The organism is Wolbachia endosymbiont of Glossina morsitans morsitans (assembly GCF_000689175.1).
GTDB lineage: Bacteria > Pseudomonadota > Alphaproteobacteria > Rickettsiales > Anaplasmataceae > Wolbachia > Wolbachia pipientis.
The window spans coordinates 1-2325 of record NZ_AWUH01000056.1; the positions used below are offsets into that span (position 1 = coordinate 1).

A 2325-nucleotide genomic window follows, 5' to 3' on the forward strand; every position below is an offset into this window, starting at 1 on the left:
AATTTTCAGTAGCAAAAAATATTCGGAATATCAATATAATACCAGGCTCAGGAGAAGGTTTGTATATGATACAAAAATACAGAAAGAAAATCGCGCAAGAGAAAATAAGCAGCAACCAATATATCCCATATGGGCTGGCGCAAAGGGTAAATCACAACAACCACACTAAAAAGAGCGATGCAATGCTTTCTTTGGATCAATTAAAGGGAGATTTACCAAATGTTGAGTGGGTATCGGTAGTAGTCAATTGGTTTGTGAATGATCTGAACATTAAAGATTGTAAAATATATCCTGCAGTTGAATTTCAAGATGATTCCGCAATATTACCTGATGATTGGCAAGTAGGGGGTGTAACCAGAGATAATGCTCAGCTAATTTCAAAAGATGCGAGTGGAAACCCAAGGTATGGTGGCACAGTTAGTGATGCAGCGTTGATAAGATATATAGAAGAGCTACACAGCAGAGGCTACAAGGTGTGCTCTATCCAATGCCCTTACTTGATACAAAGAACAAAGAGTGGCGAGGAAGGTTGAGCGGGACTCCTGAAGATATAAGTGATTTTTTTAAGAATCAGTACAACAAATTTATAGAGCATTATGCAAGCATTGCCAAACAAACTAAAGTGGAAGGGTTTATCATTGGTTCTGAATTTGCGCAACTTACCAAAATCAGGGATGAACAAGGGAATTACCCTGCCGTTATAGAGCTGGTCAAGCTTGCAAAGCAGATAAAACTTAATCTTGGAAAAGAAGTAACAGTTACCTACGCTGCAGATTGGAGCGAATACCACTCATATGATGGTTGGTATAATATGGATGAACTGTGGTCTTCAGAGTATATCGACGTTGTTGGCATAGATGCTTATTTTCCACTGACTGATGGTCCAGAGCCTCCTTTTGGTTATTCCGTGGAAGATGTAATGGGTGGTTGGAGCAGTGGAGTGGGGTATGATTATTTCTATGATTACTCAAAGGGTGAGCCTGAAAGAGTAAAGTATAACGACAGCAGGTATGCGTGGAAAAACATAGCAAAATGGTGGAGTGAAACTCACATAAATCCAGGTGGTAGTAAAACGAAATGGCAACCAAAAATGAAAAAAAATATGGTTTACTGAGTATGGATTTCCCAGTATGAACGGCTGCACTAATGAGCCAAATGTGTTTGTTGACAAAGGCAGCATAGAGAGCAAATATCCACGATATTCAAACGGAGAGGTGAGCTTTCTTTCGCAAAAAATTGCAATTGAAGGAACGCTAAAGAAGTGGCAAAGCTCGGAAATGGTAGAAAAAATGTTTCTCTGGGCGTGGGATGCAAGGCCATTTCCTTATTTCCCCAATTTGTGTGATATGTGGACTGACTGCCATAATTGGCAGACAGGACATTGGATTCAGGGAAAGCTTTCACAGCTTAATATTTCCGATGTTTTATCGGATCTATTACAAAAAGCAGGTTTAAAAAGCGATCAGTTCGATACGAGTGATGTTAAAGGATTATTGTCTGGATATGTAATAAATGACCAGCAATCGGTACGTTCAATTATTAAAATGCTGCAAAGTTGCTATTTTTTGATGTGGTTGAACAGGACTCTAAACTGAAATTTGTCCAAAAGGGCAGGGGAGTTACGACTGGAATACCAATTGGTGAAATGGTTTTCAGTAACAATTCAAAACTTGCTAATATCAGTCAATTAGATTTAAACAATAAAGTTAACGTCGTTTATTTTAATCGCAATTTTGGCTATCCAATTGATGTTAAATATGCTGAGTTGCCAAAGCAAGGCGCTGCTATAACAGTTGAAATACCGCTCATTATGGAGGAGGGAGAGGCGCAAAATATAGCTGAGGTTTTACTTTATTCTTCGTGGCAAGAGAGAAATATATACAATTTCAAGCTGCCGATAAAATATGCGTGGCTTGTGCCAAGTGATGTAATAACAATTTTAGACGGTGAGAAAAAGCATACGGTGAGAATTATAAAAACAAAATTCGAAAGCATGTCCATTCAAGTAATTGGCATTGGTTATGATCACTCTATATATAAGCTTTCTTTTCCTTCAACAAGGTCACTTATGCTGAAGGAATACCCTCCCTCTCACATTAGCAAAACCATCGTAGAAATGATAGATTTACCGGATATTAAAGGTAATAGTGCAAGCTTTACTTTAATTAGTGAAGAAAAGAATTGGAAGGGAGCAACACTCTTTATTTCGTACAACGATAAGGATTATAAGCCTATCGCAAGCACAAACAAGCAGTCTACTTACGGATATGTAATGGAATCTACCGACGAGGGGCTTATAGTAGTGTTACGTTTTGGTGTATTGAG

3 protein-coding genes and 1 pseudogene are annotated in these 2325 nt (G+C 38.3%); all 4 read left to right on the plus strand.

Features of this window, described 5'->3' with window-relative positions; all coding sequences use genetic code 11:
- Positions 1 to 533 (plus strand): annotated as a pseudogene (locus WGMM_RS06470) (baseplate megatron protein TIM-barrel domain-containing protein); the annotation flags it as partial.
- The gene (locus WGMM_RS07070; protein WP_275039471.1) at positions 488 to 1114 is read left to right on the plus strand and encodes a baseplate megatron protein TIM-barrel domain-containing protein; all 627 of its coding nucleotides are present in this window, start codon (positions 488 to 490) and stop codon (positions 1112 to 1114) included. The pseudogene WGMM_RS06470 and the gene WGMM_RS07070, both read left to right, overlap by 46 nt.
- A 16-nt stretch (positions 1115 to 1130) precedes the next feature.
- Positions 1131 to 1595 (plus strand): baseplate megatron protein TIM-barrel domain-containing protein, encoded by a 465-nt coding sequence (locus WGMM_RS07075; protein WP_275039472.1) that lies wholly within the window; start codon positions 1131 to 1133, stop codon positions 1593 to 1595.
- Positions 1556 to 2325: phage tail protein (locus WGMM_RS06480; RefSeq protein ID WP_240991833.1), on the plus strand; the 770-nt coding region annotated here is incomplete at its 3' end. The genes WGMM_RS07075 and WGMM_RS06480, both read left to right, overlap by 40 nt.

Bases quoted from the DNA above. Each gene is read 5' to 3' on its own strand.
- WGMM_RS07075 (WP_275039472.1), top strand. From the start codon at position 1,131: ATGAACGGCTGCACTAATGAGCCAAATGTGTTTGTTGACAAAGGCAGC.
- WGMM_RS07070 (WP_275039471.1), top strand. From the start codon at position 488: ATGCCCTTACTTGATACAAAGAACAAAGAGTGGCGAGGAAGGTTGAGC.